Below are 16,320 nucleotides of genomic sequence, written 5' to 3'. Positions count from 1 at the left end.
ATCTGGCGCCATTGCTTCTCTACTCCAGACCTGCACATGGCTGTAGCCCAGGCAGCGGCCAGTATCCGCTTGCACCACCAGCGAAGGATGCAGGAAAAAGCCTAAGGACTGCTTATCTCCAATCACCCCGAGCTGCTGCTGGTCGGAAATGTTGCGCCGGTTGCGTTCAAAGTTAGGCTGCGTCGTATCCTGAAATACTAAATAATGGGCGCCCACCTCCACTTGCCGCGCACAGTCCGCTTGCAAGTACGAAATGATTTGACTGGTCTGCAAACGGGGGTTATGCAGCAGACGGTAGTAACTCCGCTGCTCGGCTTCGCTCGCACTTAGCTGATGTATCACCACACTTTGCTTTTCTATTATCTTTTCTACTACTTGCTTGACCCGTCGCTCTATCCGAATATTGCTAAATATTGCATCTGCCATTTACCCCCAACAGCTCCCCGCTCCATTTTGTGTCCTAATCGTAGCCCTAAATTAGGGAAGGAGTTCGGCCTATCTGTCTTGTTGCGGATTTGATTTGTTGGGGAGGTTCATTATTTAATCATAATTTAGGCTTAGAAAAGCCGTAGCTACTGGCAAACGACAGCAGTTTGGGCGATGAGGGCCTTCTAAGGTTGTGGTGCGTAGCATTCCGAGGTACGAGGAAAACAAGCTTAGACAGCCCGAATGACCAAACGGGGCCTCGCGGCCGGGAGCAAACTTAGGCTTCTAAAATTAGTCAGCGCTAAGGCATTGAAAGATGCAATCTTTCAAAAGATAAACAGAAAGACCAGGTTACTTAAGGAATATCGTTAAGGAGATGTACTATAATTCCACTATTATTTAAAAACACAAATCCGCAGAAAACCTATTTAGTATAACAGGTTTCCTGCGGATTTATGTTTCAACTATTTTGCGGGAGCCAAACCCGCAAGTAAAGTTATTTTGATTCTGAAACCGGAGATAATTGGTAATAATATTTTTTTAGATACTGTATAGACGCAATTATTAGTTCATTGTCCATCCTGTTAACTTCTACGCCTTTGCCAATGCGGTCCAATAACGTAATGGTTAATTTCCCGCCCAAATGTTCCCGGAATTCCTGTAAACCATGAAGCAAACTGTTCGGGTGCGAAGCATCTTCCAGGTGCTCATCTAATTCGGGTACGTATAAATCGAAGCCCAGCGTGTGAATGACGGTTAATATTTGCTCCAGTTCATCGGCGGAAATCCGGTTGGTTAAATGCGAGTAAACCGAATCTAAGGCAATGCCCAAGGAAACAGCTTCGCCGTGCCGGATTTCGTAATTGCTAAGCGCCTCCATTTTATGCGCCGACCAATGGCCAAAATCCAAAGGCCGCGAAGAACCTTGCTCAAACGGGTCGCCGCCGGCAATGTGCTGCAGGTGCATTTCGGCGCAACGATAAATTAAATATTGCATGGCCGGCATGTCGCGCTGCGCCAGTTTTTCGGCATTTTCCTGAATAAACCGGAAGAAAGTTTCGTCTTTAATTAAGCTTACTTTAATGGCTTCGGAAATACCGGAGCGCCAGTCGCGTTCATTTAGGGTAGTTAAAAAATCAAAATCGTTGAGTACGGCGTAAGGTGGGGCAAAATTGCCTAGGAAATTTTTCTTGCCAAATGCATTCACACTGTTTTTTACGCCAATACCCGAATCGTTCTGCGACAAAACGGTGGTTGGGATGCGGATGTGCCGGATGCCGCGGTGCGCAATTGAAGCTACGTAACCTACCATGTCCAGCAGGGCGCCGCCGCCAATTGCTAACATATAAGAGTGCCGGTCGATGCCGTATTCGTTTACCGCTTCCAGGAGTTGTTGCACCAGTTCAGGCTGGTTTTTGCAGCGCTCACCGCCTGGTACTATCGTTAAATCGCCGTTAAGCAACAACACATCGGCGTGGGCGTTAAAATAATTTTTAATACTAGTTTGCAGATTGGGGTGTGCTTCCTGCACGCCGCTATCAATTACAAAAAAGAGCTTGCGCTGGCCTTCGCTGCCGTCCTGGGCAATAACGTCGCGCAATAATAAATTAGTAGGGTTAAATAAACCTTCGGTAAAATGAACAATATAAGAAAACGGAACCTGAAATTTCTGATGTATGGAGGATATTTGCATTGTAAGTAATCGGCGCTAGAATAAATTTAAATAGACAAGCAGAACCTGCCTTTTTTGGTTAACAAAACTGGGTATAAAATAAGTGCATTTATCCCTTAATAATAACCATTATAGCAAATATTTTATTTTAATAAAAAGTATTTATTTAGGTAACGGCAAATTGTTTAGCCAGGAACCTGGAAACCGGGAATAAAGCCAAAATGAGTAATCCGTAGAACCAGCCGGCAAAGCCAGCCGCTATGGCGGCATCTAACATAATAAGCGCTATTACCCCGGCCTTAACGGCAAACCGGATGTGCTGGGCTTCGAGGGTGTTAATGGCTTTAAGCAGGGGCGGAAATATGAGATAGGTAAATAATAGTAGAAACGGCATGGCATACAATATTTGGTATTGTGGCAACCAGGCAAGCCCCAGAATGCTGCCTATCACCAGAAAATACAAAAATAATGCTCCCAGTAATATTTTTTTGTTACCGCCGTGTACTTCGCCCCGGCTAATAACGGTAATAGCGGTAATATAAATAATAGGAATTAAGGCCAGATACCAGTAAACCGAAACGGCGGCCGGCACCGCACTAATACCTAACAATAAATTACCACCGCGGCAAGCGCCCATATTTATGGGGCCTAATATTGCATGGTGTTTGCCAACGGCATCGTATACCAAGGCCAGTACCGCCACCAATACCGCCAACGCCCCACTCAGTACCGATACCTGAAAAGCCGCCGCAATCCCCAAAATAAGTAAAGCTGCTCCCACTACAGTGGCACTTACCCGGCTGGCCGAGCCGCTGGGTATTGGCCGTTCGGGCCGTTCTACCCGGTCCAGTTCGGCATCGAATACATCGTTAAAAACTACGCCGCCGCCGTATAAACCAATGGTGGCCGCAATAAGCCAGTATAAAAGTTGTAGTTGGGGGTGAGCTGCCGTAAAGGCACCTTGCTGCATTAGCAGGGTAACGGAACCGGAGGCCGCAAAACCCAGCATAATATCTGCAATAGCCGTTATAATATTTGCCGGCCGCATAAGTACCAGGTGCGCGTAAATTCTATTCATGTTGTGGAATTTGCCAATAATAAGAACATGTAAATTTGGCAAATATTACCTTATATTCCGCACTATTCCGGAAGTGTTTACAAGAATATTACAATTATAAAGTATTATTCTTGTAAACGCTTTCTGAACATATGCGGCATTACCGGATGATGCGGGAATCGTTATTGTTTTCGCCGGTATCGATGCGTGGGGTTTGGCCGCCGCGCAAGATAGAATTACCTGAGAATTTAAGGCTCTGATCTACGGGGTTGGCTTCGAGCCAATCGCTTTCCTGCATTTGCCCGCTTTGGCCAAAGGCCGCGAGGGCATTCTGGTAAGTTACCATCCGCACCGATTCTTCCGAAATGCCCCTTTCCAACATTAACTGAGCGGTTTTGGGCACCGCCAACGGATCGCTGATGCCCCAGTCGGCGGCACTGTTAATCATAATGCGCTCGTGGCCGTACTGGCGCACAATTTCGGTCATGCGCTCGTTGCCCATTTTGGTGTGGGGGTAAATGGTAAAGGCTGCCCAAAAACCACGATCCAGCACATCTTTCACCGTTTCTTCGTTGTTGTGATCCACGATTACCATGCCGGGCTCTAAACCATGTTCCAAAGCTACTTCCATGCTGCGCAGGGTGCCTTTGCGTTTGTCGCGGTGCGGTGTATGAATTTGTACCGGCAGGTTTACTTCTTTAGCCAAATCCAGTTGCAGGCGGTAATATTTATCTTCGGCGGGAGTTTGGTCGTCATAGCCAATTTCACCTACGCCCACAACCCCTTCTTTTAGCACAAACAAGGGCAATAATTCAATTACCTCTTCGGCCAAAGGCTCATTGTTAGCTTCTTTAGAGTTAAGGCCAATGGTGCAATAATGCTTAATACCAAACTGGCTGGCCCTGAAGCGCTCGAAACCAATTAAATGGCTGTAATAATCTTTAAAGGTGCCGGCTTCGGTGCGGGGCTGACCCATCCAGAAAGCTGGTTCAATCATGGCCACAATACCGGCATTACGCATTGCTTCATAATCGTCGGTGGTGCGGGAGGTCATGTGTACGTGCGGATCTATAAATAACATAGCTTTATACTTTTTAAATAAATTCTAAAAAATTAATGCGGCGCAATAGCTGCTTTTGTGTATTACGCAGTATAGGCGTTTTCGCCGATAGTTTGCCAGGTAATGTTTTCGGCCTGAATCTTTGCGGTTAATGCCGGATGCTGAGCTAATATTTCTTCTGCTTCGGGCAAGTTACTTTCGGTTAGGGCCAAAGCCGCCGCCAATGGCTGCACTTCTTCAGCAGTTTGCAACAACCGTTGAATATCCTTTAAATTTTCCGGCTTCAGAAACGGACCAACCAGGCGCCACAATTCCGGGGTAAGAGTGCGGCCGGCAGCCCAGCGTTCGTGGGCATAATCAATGGCAATTTGGGCCAGCGCCTCATTGCGGCGGTTGTCCAGGCCATAAATCTGGTACAAAGGCCGCACATTAAACACCGATTTTAGTACCAACTGGTTCCAGGCTTCCTGCGGCAAATAGTCGTGCGGGTACGGATTGTTCAGGGCAATGGCATCAAACACCTGCGTCATGGTGGTGCGCACGCCTTCGGCGGCCCGTTTTACGTGGTACTCCGGGTAAGGCAGCAGGGGCAAACTGGCGTATAAAGTGGCCAATTCGTTTAAATCAGCCGTACTAAAAAGTCTGTCCAGGGTAGCTACATACGCTTCCGGCGATTCGTGCGGAATAGCGAAAACCAATAAAGTTCGGGCTACCTGATCGGCCGTCCAGTTGGCCGGGTTAAAACCGGAACGTAGTTTTTCGGCTTCCTGTAATTCGGCTTCGGTAAATGGCAGGTGTTTTTTGCCGGTAAAACGTGGCGCTACGCTAAAAGCCAGGTAAAATTCTTTTTCGGTTTTCAGGTTGGCCAGTTGTTTTTGTAGCCAGGTTGTTCCGGTAGCCGGCAATTGGGGCAAGAGTATTCTTAATAAATATTCATGTAGAGCAGCATTCGGCATTTTTTATGAAGAATAATTAAGCGTTAATAATTTTTTGTGGTGAAAAACAAGCGAGCTAATATTGCTTAAGCGCAAACCTCTTTCAGAAAGCTGGCCGGCACACGTATATATTTATTATACCCATATATTTATGCTAACTGGTATCTCCCGCATACAAATATAGCTGCCTTTGGTAAAGCAGCTATATTAAAATTGCCAAAGATGATGAGAATCATCAAAACAGAAAAACTAATTACGGCTTAACTGTTTTTAGTTTTATTCAGATAAAATGTGCTGCTAAACCGATAGGTTATTTTATAGGAGAATAATCGGTGGGCATCATGAAAACCGATTCTACTTTGGTGGTAAGCGAGCCGCCGCCTTTTACTTCAGAGGCTTTACGGGCTTCTACCCAAACCGGATCGGCGCGGAAAGCAGCGAAAGAAGCCTCACCGGCCGCTTTATCTTTGTGGGCCAGTAAATAAATAAGCATATCTTTTTTGGTTTCTTTGTCGCGGTCGGTAGGGCGCCAGTAGCCAATATTGGTCATGCCGTGTTTTTCAAATAATTTAACGGTATGGTTCCGGAAACGATCGTGCAGGTTTTCGATATTGTTGGGCGAAGCAGTATAAGTGCGTAGCTCAAAAGTGCGGGGCGGACTTTTCTTTTCGATTTGCACCGCCGGCGAATAGTTGGTGAGTTCAAGGTAGTGGGTTTCTACTTTGCTAACTAACCGACCGTTGGCTTCCGAGGCTTTAGCAATAGCTTGCCATTCAGGATCGCTGCTAAAATTTTTCCACGATTCGTCGCGGGCCTGGCGGCTGGGGTAAGCCAATATATAAACTATTTTATTTTCCGGATTATCAATGGGCATCCAATAGCCCACGTTTACCATACCGTGTTTCGCAAAAACGCGCATGGTATTATTCCGGAAGCGGGCGTTCAAGTCGTCCAGTTTGCCGGGAGCCGCGTAGTAAATGCGCATTTCGTAAAACGGATTTTGCTGAAGACTGGCCGAAGCAGCAACCGCTGGACCGGAACTGGCATTAGAACTAGAACTAGAACTTGAACTTGAGCTTCCGTTGGCATTGGTTTGGGTTCCGGAACTTGGGTTAGAAGTTGTTTTGCAACCCAGTAGCAGGGAGCTTAAAAATAAAAAAGAAAAGAAAAAATTTTTCATGAACAGCAGTTATTGGTTTAGTTAGGTGGATATATTGTTTACTTGTTGGGCAATAAATATAGGATGTAAATTTTAAACTATCAGAAAAATACGCTTTGCCGATAAATAAAATCTGGCTTTATCCGGACGAGGCAGGTACAATTAAGTTAAATCAGGAAAATAATCGGGTCAGGTTAAAATAACGTGGGCTATACCCGCGGCGGCAACCTGAATGGTTAAATTGTCGAGGCCGTGGTTACTGATAGCTTCTACAGCACCACCACCAATACCGCAGGCCAACGCTGTTCCAAAGGCCATGGGTACGGGGTAGCCAGCCAGGTATAAACCCGCAAATGCAACCATGGTACTTACCAATATTACTGCCGCCGAGCCCTCCACACTTCGTTGGGCTGGTACTCCCAGCAACGACGGCACCGCGTACCGGTGTTTGCCCCAACGGGTACCTACCGGTTCACCTACGGCATCGCCCCAGCCGCCCACCAAATACCCAATAAACGAAAATCCCGGAAAAAATATGTTAATAAGCACGCCGCCTAAAGCAGTAGTAAATAAGGGTATTAGAATAAATAAAGTGCGGTGCGGACTATCGGTTTGGCGGGCCATAGCTTCGTAAAAAACGAAACCCTCGCCGGCTACTACGGCGGCCAGCACAAACAAGCTTACAATAATGCCAAATAAAACTACCAGCGACAAGCCAAACCGGTACTGGAAAATACTGGCGGTGGTAAATATTAAAAAGTGAAATATTTTTCGGGTATAAGGCGTCCGGACGTTGCGGAATTTTTTCAGGTAGCAAACCAGAATTGCTACCAGCAACACATAAATAAAAATGAAAGGGCTTAAAAGTAATATTTCGGCCTTACTGGGAATAGCTTTGGCAAAAAAATCTTCGAGTATAGTCAAGGGTGCAATAATATTTTAAATAATATATATTAATTATTATATATTGAAAAAGTTTGTAATTTTATCTTCTTAAATAATGAAGTCTTTTTATTAATCTGCCTTTATACGGGTAATTGCAACTTAGGTAATATTTAATAAAAGCAGGTATTTAAATAGTTAATTACCATAATTAGCAGCTTAAGAGGGTAGGTTTAACTGGTACACTTTTAAAATATATAACCGGTAATATTTTGCAATTAAGCTTTGTAGCTTATAGTACTTAGCTGAATAATCTTCTAAATATTAATATGATATTAATTTTAGGAATTTTTTAACTAAAAAAAGACGAGTGTTTTACATAAAAATTTAATTTTACCTACAAAATAATTACCTTGGTATGGTTAAGAGGCTAGGGGAGCGGGTTATTTTAGTGATATAATTGTACTATGTTTAAATATTTACCTCATTTCTTTAAGTTACCAATTTTTTTATGTGCCTTTATTTGCTTTTCGCTTTTTAATGCTACGCCGCTGCATGCGCAGAATTCTTCCAGTAAAGGAACCGATTTTTGGGTAGCATACACGGGGCATATCGATAATGTATTGTCGCGGATGTTCCTGTACCTGACTGCCGAGGAAGCAACTACTGCTACCATAGTTATTGGGGGCGGCGCCTCGCAGCGGGTAAACGTTGCAGCAAATACCGTTACGGTTGTTCCCATAGATGGTAACCGGGCGTATGTGGGTACCTCAGAAGTAGTAGAGAAAAAGGGCATTCGGGTTACCGCCGAAAAAGACATAGTGGTATATTCTCATATTTTCCGGATGGCCCGCTCGGCGGCTACTATTGTGTTGCCCACCAATACACTGGGCCGCGAATATTACACCCTTAATTTTGAGCAATCATTGCCGCTCCTCAACGATCCCAATCGGTTTTCGGAATTTACCATTGTTGCTACCGAAGATAATACCACCATTCAGATTACGCCTACCCAGAAAACCCGCAATAACCGTCCGGCAAACACGCCTTTTAAAGTTACCTTAAATACCGGCGAAGTTTACCAGGTGCAATCTACCATTGATTTAACCGGAAGCCATATTACCACCAACGTACCCGAAAATATTACCTGTAAGAAAGTAGCCGTTTTCTCGGGCAGTACCTGGACGGCTTTTGGCTGCGTGGGGGCCAGTGGGGGCGATAACCTGTACCAGCAGTTATATCCTCTAAGTTCCTGGGGGCAAAATTTTGTTACTGCTCCGCTCTATAACCGTTATTTTGAAGTTTACCGGATATTAGTAGGCGAAGATAATACCACCGTGCGCGTAAACGGATCTACCAGCAGTGTGAATGGGGTAACGCTCCGTAACCCTTACCGCAAAGGTTCGGTTATTGAGTTTCAGAGCACCGGGGGTAATATTATTAACGCCGATAAAGGTATTGCGGTAGCGCAGTACCAGGTGGCACAAACCTGCGACCCCCGTAACGGCCCCGATATTAACAACCCCATTAACCCCGGCGATCCGGATATGGTTATATTAAACCCGGTAGAACAAACCGTTACCAACACTACGCTTTACTCGGCTCTGCAGGACCAAACCAACCCGCCAACCCGTATTACTGAACATTATATTAATGTGGTGATGAAAACGGACGAGGTAGGTTCTTTCCGGATAGACGGCAAAAGTCCGACCGGCTCTTTTGTGCCTATTCCTAATTCAGATTATTCTTTTCTGCAGGAGAATGTAACCGTATCGTCGCAAAGTCAGCCTACCCATAACCTGGTAGCCGATGCCGGCTTTAATGCCGTGGCGTACGGCTTTGGCCCCGTTGAATCTTACGCGTACTCGGCCGGCGCTAACGTAATAGACCTAACCAAGCGCATTGTACCAAACACAACCACCGGCGTAGAATCTGGCTGTGCTGGTGTAGCGCTGAACTTTACCGGCAATTTTCCTTACCGGCCTATTAAAATAATGTGGGATTTTGGCGATGGTACGCCCATTTACGAAGAAACCGATTTAAACAAGATTGAGCAAATCTCAGAGAATGCCTTTGCCATTAAATCGCCGGATCATATTTACCCAACTGCGGGTAAATACAAAATGAAATTATTCGTAACCCGCTCCAATAATATTGATTGCGATTCGCAGGACGAAATTACCTACGATTTTACCGTAAACCCCAACCCCGTAGCAGCTTTTACCTTTACTACGCCTTGCTACCTCGATCCAACAGTTTTTACCGATACCTCTGAACCTAAAACCGGCAATTCTTTAAAAAGCTGGAGCTGGAATTTCGGCGATCCGGCTTCGGGAGCCAGCAATACCGCAACTGTTAAAAATCCGCGGCATATATTTTCGGCGCCGGGCGAATACCGGGTAAAATTACTCATTACCAACAACGGCGGCTGTACCGATACTACTTCCCAAAAAATAATTATTTATCCAAAACCCAAAGCTATATTTAGCTTAACCTCGGTGTGCGAGGGTTCGGAAGCTACTTTTACCGAGGCCAGCACCATTCCGGAAGGGAATATTGTGGGCTGGCAATGGAATTTTGGCGATGGCAATACCTCCGCAGACCAAAACCCAATGCATACTTACCAGCAAGCCGGCCGGTACCGCGTACGCTTAACCGTAACCTCTAATCAAACCTGTACCGATACGCTTTCCAGGGTTATTACTATTTTCCCGAAACCTAAAGTTGCTTTTGCACTGCCAGAAATTTGTGTAAACGATGTAGCTACTTTTACGAATACTTCTGCGGTACCGGGGGGCGGCAACATGACTTACCAATGGGATTTTGGGGATGGCGGCACTTCTACAAGCCAAAACCCAACCCACAAATATACTGCTGCCGGTTTGTACAAAGTTAAGCTCGTAGTTACTTCTGCTAATGGTTGCCAGGAGAGTCTTACCTCCGATTTTAGTATTAATTCGGCTACGCCCAAACCCGATTTTACTTCGCAGAATTATTGCCAGAAAGACGGCGTTAAATTTACCGATACTTCTACCATTCCGTTTGGTAAAATATTGCGCTGGCAATGGGATTTTGGCGATGGCGCTACGTCTACTGAACAAAACCCGACGCACGTATACGCCCGCCCGGGTTCTTACACCGTTAAATTAGCGGTGGCAAGCGGTATTTCGTGCCAGGAAGTTATCAGTAAAAATATTAACATATTTGCGAGCCCCACGGCTGCCTTTACGACTACTAATATTTGCGTCGGCGAATCAGTAGTACTAACCGAGGCTTCGACCAACGCTGGCGGCAGCATTACTGCTTATACCTGGGATTTTGGCGATGGCAATACTGCTACCGGCCGGCAACCCAGTTACGTTTACAGCACCCCAGGTACTTACAACATAAAATTAACCGTAGCCGGCGCTAATAATTGCAGCGACCAGATTACCCGGCAAATTGTAGTGAGCCCGAAACCAGTAGCCGCATTTAACACCGGCAATTTGTGTGAGAAAGATGCGATTGCTTTTACCGATGCTTCTACGGTTAGCAGTGGCAGCATTAATACCTGGCGCTGGGAGTTCGGCGATGGCGCTACCGCCAGCCAGCAGAATCCTAGCCATAGTTATAATACAGCGGGTACTTATACCGTAAAACTGACGGTTATTACCGCTGCCGGTTGCCAGGAGGTAATTTCTAAAACTCTGACCATAGCCGTAAAACCGCAGGCCGTTGCCGGACCTGACCAGGTGAATTTATGCGGCGTAACCAGTACTGCCTTAGCGGCCACCGTACCCCAAGTGGGCACCGGCCGCTGGAGCATCGTGAGCGGTACCGGCGGCAATATTAATAATGCGGGCCAAACCAATACTACTTTTTCCGGCCGACTAGATGAATTATATACCCTGCGCTGGACAGTAAGCAATGCGCCTTGTGCCGATGTAACCGATGATGTGCAGGTTAAATTTAATTCTATTCCAACAGTAGCGGCGGGGCCGGATGTGGAAATTATTGAAGGTCAGCCTTATACCATGAAGGGCACCGGCCAGGGTAATTTGCTTTGGTTACCGGCTACTGGTCTGGCTAATGCTACTGCGGGCAATGCCGTGGTAACCCCACTCGAAACTACCGTTTACCGCTTAACCGCTACTACCGATGCGGGTTGTACCAGTTTCGATGAAATGAAAATAACCGTATTGCCTAAGTTAAAAGTACCCAATGCTTTTTCGCCGAACGACGATGGCACCAACGATACCTGGGTAATTGGCGGGATAGAAGAATACCAGCGTGCCACTATTCAGGTATTTGATAGGTGGGGCAGCCAGGTGTATGAAGGCAGCTATAATAAATCCTGGGATGGCATGCGCAACGGCAAATCTTTACCCATGGCTACCTATTATTATATTATCAACCCCAATAATGGCCATAAACCGGTTGTGGGCAATGTTTCAATAGTTAAATAAGGAGGATTGGATGTGAAAAAGCTTTACGTACTAATTTTATTTTCTTTAATATTTATACAAGTAAGTTGGGCACAGCAAAAACCGCAGTACAACCAATATATGCTCAACGGCTATTTGGTAAATCCGGCTTTAGCAGGCATCGAAAATTATACCGATTTACGGGTAAGTTACCGCAATCAGTGGTCGGGTTTAGCGGGCGCACCTTCTTCTGTTTATATTTCGGTGCACGGGCCTTTACACAAAGAAGATCGCAGTAGCTCTATTGTTTCGTTACCGGCGCGAGGCAAAAGCAATATTATTAATAAGCTCCGTTACAAAGAAGAAAACGATTTTAAATTCCTGAAACCCCACATGGGCGTGGGCGGCATGATTATTTCGGATAATATGGGGCCTAATAAAAGGTTGACTGCCGGAGTAACTTACGCGTACCATTTGCCGGTTATGAACCGCCGGATGAAATTATCGACGGGCATTACCGCCGGCCTTACCCGCTACAGCCTGAATATTTCGGAACTAGATTTTGGCCCGAATATCGACCCGGTAGTAAGCCAATACGAGAATGCCCGTTTGTTGCCCGAGATTAGCCTGGGATCTACCCTGTACGGCAGTCATTTTTTTGTAGGCGCTTCGGTAGCCCAACTGTTTCAGAATGCACTGGACCTAAGCGGCAGAAACGAAGGCGTACAGCAACGGTTTTCGAATCATTATTTTTTAACGGGCGGCTACGAAATCCGGTTGGGCCGTGAACTAGCGTTAATGCCTTCGGTGCTGGTGAAATACGTGCAGCCCAGCCCGGTTTCCGTAGACCTGAACCTGAAAGCATCGTACCTGCGCCGGTTTTGGGGTGGTGTATCGTACCGGCACCAGAACGCCATTGCGGCTTTGGCCGGCTTTAATTTAAATACAATTTTAAATGTTGGCTACGCCTACGAAATGGCTACCTCTAACTTAAATAATTATACCCACGGGAGCCACGAAATTATGTTAGGTTTTGTAATGGGCAATACTTACCGGATTAAATCGCCGATGTTTTACCGCTGGTAGTTTAGGGTAAAGTTGTTAGATGCAGCAAAAGCAATATTGGGGTTTGGCATGCACGGGATGATTACCACGAATAAGCAATATATTATTTATATTCTCGGTTTGTTGCTGCTAAGCTTTTCTGAAATTGCCCAGGCCCAGGAACGTAAAGCTTTACCGGTTACCAATATTAATTCGGAGTTTGATGAGTTGATGCCAGTAGTAGCGCCAGATGGAAAAACGCTTTACTTCGTCCGGACCGGACACCCCGAAAATATAGGCGGCGCAAACGCCGGACAGGATATTTGGTACAGCCAAAAAAATATTGAAGATAACGAATGGCAACCGCCTTTAAATTCAGGAGCGCCCCTAAATAATATTTACAATAATGCCATTAACAGCCTTAGCCCCGACGGTCAACAAGTTTGGTTAAATAATGTGTATTTGCCCCGCAACCGCATGGCACCAGGTTTATCGTATGCTGACAAAACCAGCACGGGTTGGGCTAAACCCCAGGCTGTTACCATCCAGAATTTTACGCCCGAAACCGGTTTTTTAAATTGTTACCAGGCCACCGATAGCATTCTGTTTTTATCGGTGCAGACCGATACTACTTACCTGGAAGATATATTTATTTGCCGGCGGGTGGGAGAAAAGGAATGGTCGGTGCCCAAACGCCTGAATAATATAAATACGACCGGGTTTGAGATTGCGCCGGTTCTGGCCCCCGATGGCCGCACCCTTTATTTTACCAGCAATGGCCACGGCGGCTTTGGCGATGCCGATATTTTGGTGAGCCGGCGGCTGGATAATACCTGGCTAAATTGGTCGGAACCGGTAAATTTGGGTGCTGCGGTAAATACGGCTGGCTTTGATGGCTACTTTACCCTTGATACAAACAACGGTATGGCCTATTTTACACGGGAAAACGAGGAAGAAAACACTGATATTTATTTTATCCGGCTGGAAGAAATTGCGCCGGCTTCCGAAAATATTACGGCTGCGTTGCCCGCTAAAGCAGAGCCATTACCAAACACACAACTGGTAATAGAATCCGATAGAACTGAATTAAATTTACCGGTATTGGTATTTTTTGAAGTAAATTCTGTTCAATTAAACCCGCAAGCCGAAACCACTTTACAAACCTTAAAAGAACAACTTGCGAGCAGCGAAAAAACTTTAGTAATTCAAGGGCATGCGGATGATACCGGTACTGAGCCCACAAATAAAATATTATCGGAGAAAAGAGCTAAGGCAGTGGCCGCATATTTAGTGTTACAAGGTTTGCCGGCAGCATCCATCCGGATTCAAGGTTTTGGCAGCAGTCAGCCAGTAGTTCCAAACCAATCGGCCCGGAATAGGGCTAAGAACCGGCGGGTAGAAATCCAGATAGAATAAATATTCAAACTAAATTTTTCAAAAAAGAAGCCTCTTAGCTTAGTGTACTTATGCTTTGCGCAAATTACGTTAAGCTAAGAGGCTTGTATAAAAATAAATAGTTAGTCTAACGCGTCTTTTACTTTATCAACCAGGCCGCTTATACCACCCGTATTGCCGGTCATTTCTTCTTTTTGCGCGTGACCGCGCGGATCTGGCGGCCCTAATTGCGGTTCGCCACCCAGCGGTTCGGCTTTTACAAACTTAAATTCGCCTTTGCCGTCAATGGATGGGCCTTCGCTCCAGCGGCCCATGGCTTGCGAATCGCCGGAAATATTAGTCGATACAAAAGAATAATTAAAGCCTTGAACTTCTTCGCTTTGCGGGAAGCTATTTGGAATGGGCAGTTGTCCGGAGAAACCACCCAGTTCTTCTAAAACAGCCAGCCATTGGTTTTGGTGCATGGTATCGCGGGCAATTAAAAATGCCAGGAAATCTTTCATACCGGGGTCATCGGTCATTTCCCATAAGCGGGTAGCCAGTACGCGGCCAGATGCTTCGGCATGAACGTTGGCCATCATGTTAGCGGCAATATTACCGGTACCAACTATCCAGGAGCCATTAAAGGGCACACCGTTAGCATCTACGGCCATAGCCGATTGCCCGGATGATAATATATGGCGGGGGTCCATGCCACCCAAAATAGCCCCCACCATTTTATCTTTAGCAAATTCGTCTTTTAAACTGGCCGGGGCACCTTCTAAATTTAGGGCAACCGCAGTAGCCAGCATTTCGATGTGGGCCATTTCTTCGGTGCCGGTTTCCAGGAGCATGTCGCGGTATTTTACCGGGCCGCGGCTACCCCACGCCTGAAATAAATATTGTAAACAAACTCTTATTTCGCCTTCTACCCCGCCAATGGCTTGTTGCAACATGCGGGCAAAAGCAGGATTTGGCTTATCTACTCTAACTTTGTACTGCAATCGTTTATCGTGATAAAACATAGTAAATAGTACTTTTTGGGTTTAACATAAAATAAATAAGTACTGTATTACTGCTGTTAGCAGGCGTATGTTGGCCTTTAAAAGTGATGTTTTATTTACAGACTTGAATTTAAGTATTTACCTAGCTTAGATTACGTATTTTTTACATTAAGGCATAGGCGTAAAACCAGTTGGGTTGGTGCGCCGCTTTTAGACTAAAATGCCTGAAAGTAAACTTGGTTTTAATCGGCAGTTTGTAAAGATATTCCCGAAATAATATCTGCCCCTGGCAACACCGGTATGGTCATGTCCACTTTACGGTTAATATTAATCCGGCGAATGCCAACAAGCGGGAAACGGCAATAAGCTTCCACGCGGGCTTCCAACTTTTCGCCTTCGGCTACCTGGCGCTTTACCAACTCCCGGGCTTTGCCGTGCTCAACGGTTACCGGAATTATTAGGCGTTGTAAGTTGCCCGTTTTAGAGATAGGCGTGAATTTCTGACTACCTTTTGCTACGCTCTGGTTATACAACCGAAAATCGTAAGCCAGACTATCAACAAAAACCGGTAATAATCGAGAAGTAACGTTTAGTTCTACATCCATGATAGCCGTAGAATCGTTAATAACCGCATTGGTAACCGTAACATATTTAACTTCTGGCGTTACGTAAGCAATTATTTTTTCCCGTGGTATAAACAGCCAGGCGGCCCCACCGGCTAATATTAAAAGAACTATAATTACGGCAATAATTTTCAATGCTTTCCTCATAAGCCAACCCCTTCTTTTTCTTCCCCTTATACGTTGCTTTGAAAAGTGGTTTCAGGGCAATGCTTCAATTAATGCCAATGTGCCTTAACGATATTCCATAGCTAGCCTGATTGTTTGTTTATCTTTTGAAAGATTGCATCTTTCAATGCTGAGGTGCTAATTGTATTTGAAAGCCTAAGTTTGCTCCCGGCCGCGAGGCCCCGTTTGGTCACTCGGGCTGTCTAAGCTTGTTTTCCTCGTACCTCGGAATGCTACGCACCACAACCTTAGAAGGCCCTCATCGCCCAAACTGATGTCAGATGCCAGTAGTTACTGCTTTTCTAAGCCTTAATAATTATTAGATTTAAACATTAAACCTCACCAACAAAGCAAATCCGCAACAATACAGTTCGGCTGAACTCCTTCCCTAATTTAGGGCTACGATTAGGACACAAAATGGAGCGGGGAGCTGTTGGGGGTAAATGGCAGATGCAATATTTAGCAACATTCGGATAGAGCGACGGGTCAAGCAAGTAGTAGAAAAGATAATAGAAA

At 45.6% G+C, this 16,320-nt stretch carries 12 protein-coding genes and 1 pseudogene; 3 read left to right on the top strand and 10 right to left on the bottom strand.

Annotation, left to right across the window (positions count from 1 at the left end):
* The 7 genes and pseudogenes from F0145_RS25660 to F0145_RS25630 all read right to left on the bottom strand — a co-directional run.
* Positions 1-426: pseudogene (locus F0145_RS25660) on the bottom strand (hypothetical protein); the annotation flags it as partial.
* A 496-nt stretch (positions 427-922) separates the two neighbouring features.
* Entirely contained in the window at positions 923-2,113 is a 1,191-nt protein-coding gene (locus F0145_RS25655) for a 3-dehydroquinate synthase (protein ID WP_150093491.1), read from the bottom strand.
* Between the two features lie 151 nt (positions 2,114-2,264).
* Entirely contained in the window at positions 2,265-3,176 is a 912-nt protein-coding gene (eboC, locus tag F0145_RS25650; RefSeq protein WP_150093489.1) for a UbiA-like protein EboC, read from the bottom strand.
* Positions 3,177-3,315: 139 nt separating this feature from the next.
* Positions 3,316-4,236, bottom strand: a complete 921-nt coding sequence (locus F0145_RS25645; protein ID WP_150093487.1) for a TatD family hydrolase — start codon at positions 4,234-4,236, stop codon at positions 3,316-3,318.
* A 62-nt stretch (positions 4,237-4,298) separates the two neighbouring features.
* The gene (locus F0145_RS25640; RefSeq protein WP_150093486.1) at positions 4,299-5,171 is read right to left on the bottom strand and encodes an EboA domain-containing protein; all 873 of its coding nucleotides are present in this window, start codon (positions 5,169-5,171) and stop codon (positions 4,299-4,301) included.
* A 289-nt stretch (positions 5,172-5,460) separates the two neighbouring features.
* On the bottom strand, positions 5,461-6,330 hold the full coding sequence (locus F0145_RS25635) for an NIPSNAP family protein (RefSeq protein ID WP_150093483.1): 870 nt from the start codon (positions 6,328-6,330) through the stop codon (positions 5,461-5,463).
* A gap of 168 nt (positions 6,331-6,498) precedes the next feature.
* Positions 6,499-7,233 carry a hypothetical protein gene (locus F0145_RS25630; protein WP_223816242.1) on the bottom strand — a complete coding sequence of 245 codons (735 nt, stop codon included), beginning with the start codon at positions 7,231-7,233 and terminating at the stop codon, positions 6,499-6,501.
* A gap of 425 nt (positions 7,234-7,658) precedes the next feature.
* Between F0145_RS25630 and F0145_RS25625 the strand changes: the two genes are divergently transcribed.
* Genes F0145_RS25625 through F0145_RS25615 form a run of 3 tightly spaced genes read left to right on the top strand, consistent with a single transcriptional unit; the run spans position 7,659 to position 14,054 of the window.
* A complete protein-coding gene (locus F0145_RS25625; RefSeq protein WP_150093479.1) occupies positions 7,659-11,636 on the top strand; it encodes a PKD domain-containing protein in 3,978 nt (1,325 codons plus the stop codon).
* A gap of 12 nt (positions 11,637-11,648) precedes the next feature.
* Positions 11,649-12,680, top strand: coding sequence for a PorP/SprF family type IX secretion system membrane protein (locus F0145_RS25620; RefSeq protein WP_190277647.1), 1,032 nt, complete (start codon positions 11,649-11,651; stop codon positions 12,678-12,680).
* A gap of 12 nt (positions 12,681-12,692) precedes the next feature.
* The gene (locus tag F0145_RS25615) at positions 12,693-14,054 is read left to right on the top strand and encodes an OmpA family protein (RefSeq protein ID WP_150093475.1); all 1,362 of its coding nucleotides are present in this window, start codon (positions 12,693-12,695) and stop codon (positions 14,052-14,054) included.
* A 101-nt stretch (positions 14,055-14,155) separates the two neighbouring features.
* Here F0145_RS25615 and F0145_RS25610 read toward each other — a convergent pair whose 3' ends face one another.
* The 3 genes from F0145_RS25610 to F0145_RS26745 form a co-directional block, all read right to left on the bottom strand.
* The gene (locus tag F0145_RS25610) at positions 14,156-15,037 is read right to left on the bottom strand and encodes a manganese catalase family protein (RefSeq protein WP_150093473.1); all 882 of its coding nucleotides are present in this window, start codon (positions 15,035-15,037) and stop codon (positions 14,156-14,158) included.
* A 221-nt stretch (positions 15,038-15,258) separates the two neighbouring features.
* Positions 15,259-15,786 carry a hypothetical protein gene (locus F0145_RS25605; RefSeq protein ID WP_150093471.1) on the bottom strand — a complete coding sequence of 176 codons (528 nt, stop codon included), beginning with the start codon at positions 15,784-15,786 and terminating at the stop codon, positions 15,259-15,261.
* A gap of 350 nt (positions 15,787-16,136) precedes the next feature.
* The coding region (locus tag F0145_RS26745) for a hypothetical protein (protein WP_223816241.1) at positions 16,137-16,320 on the bottom strand (184 nt) is incomplete at its 5' end.

The organism is Adhaeribacter rhizoryzae, assembly GCF_008629685.1.
GTDB lineage: Bacteria > Bacteroidota > Bacteroidia > Cytophagales > Hymenobacteraceae > Adhaeribacter > Adhaeribacter rhizoryzae.
This window is presented reverse-complemented; position numbering and strand designations above follow the sequence as displayed.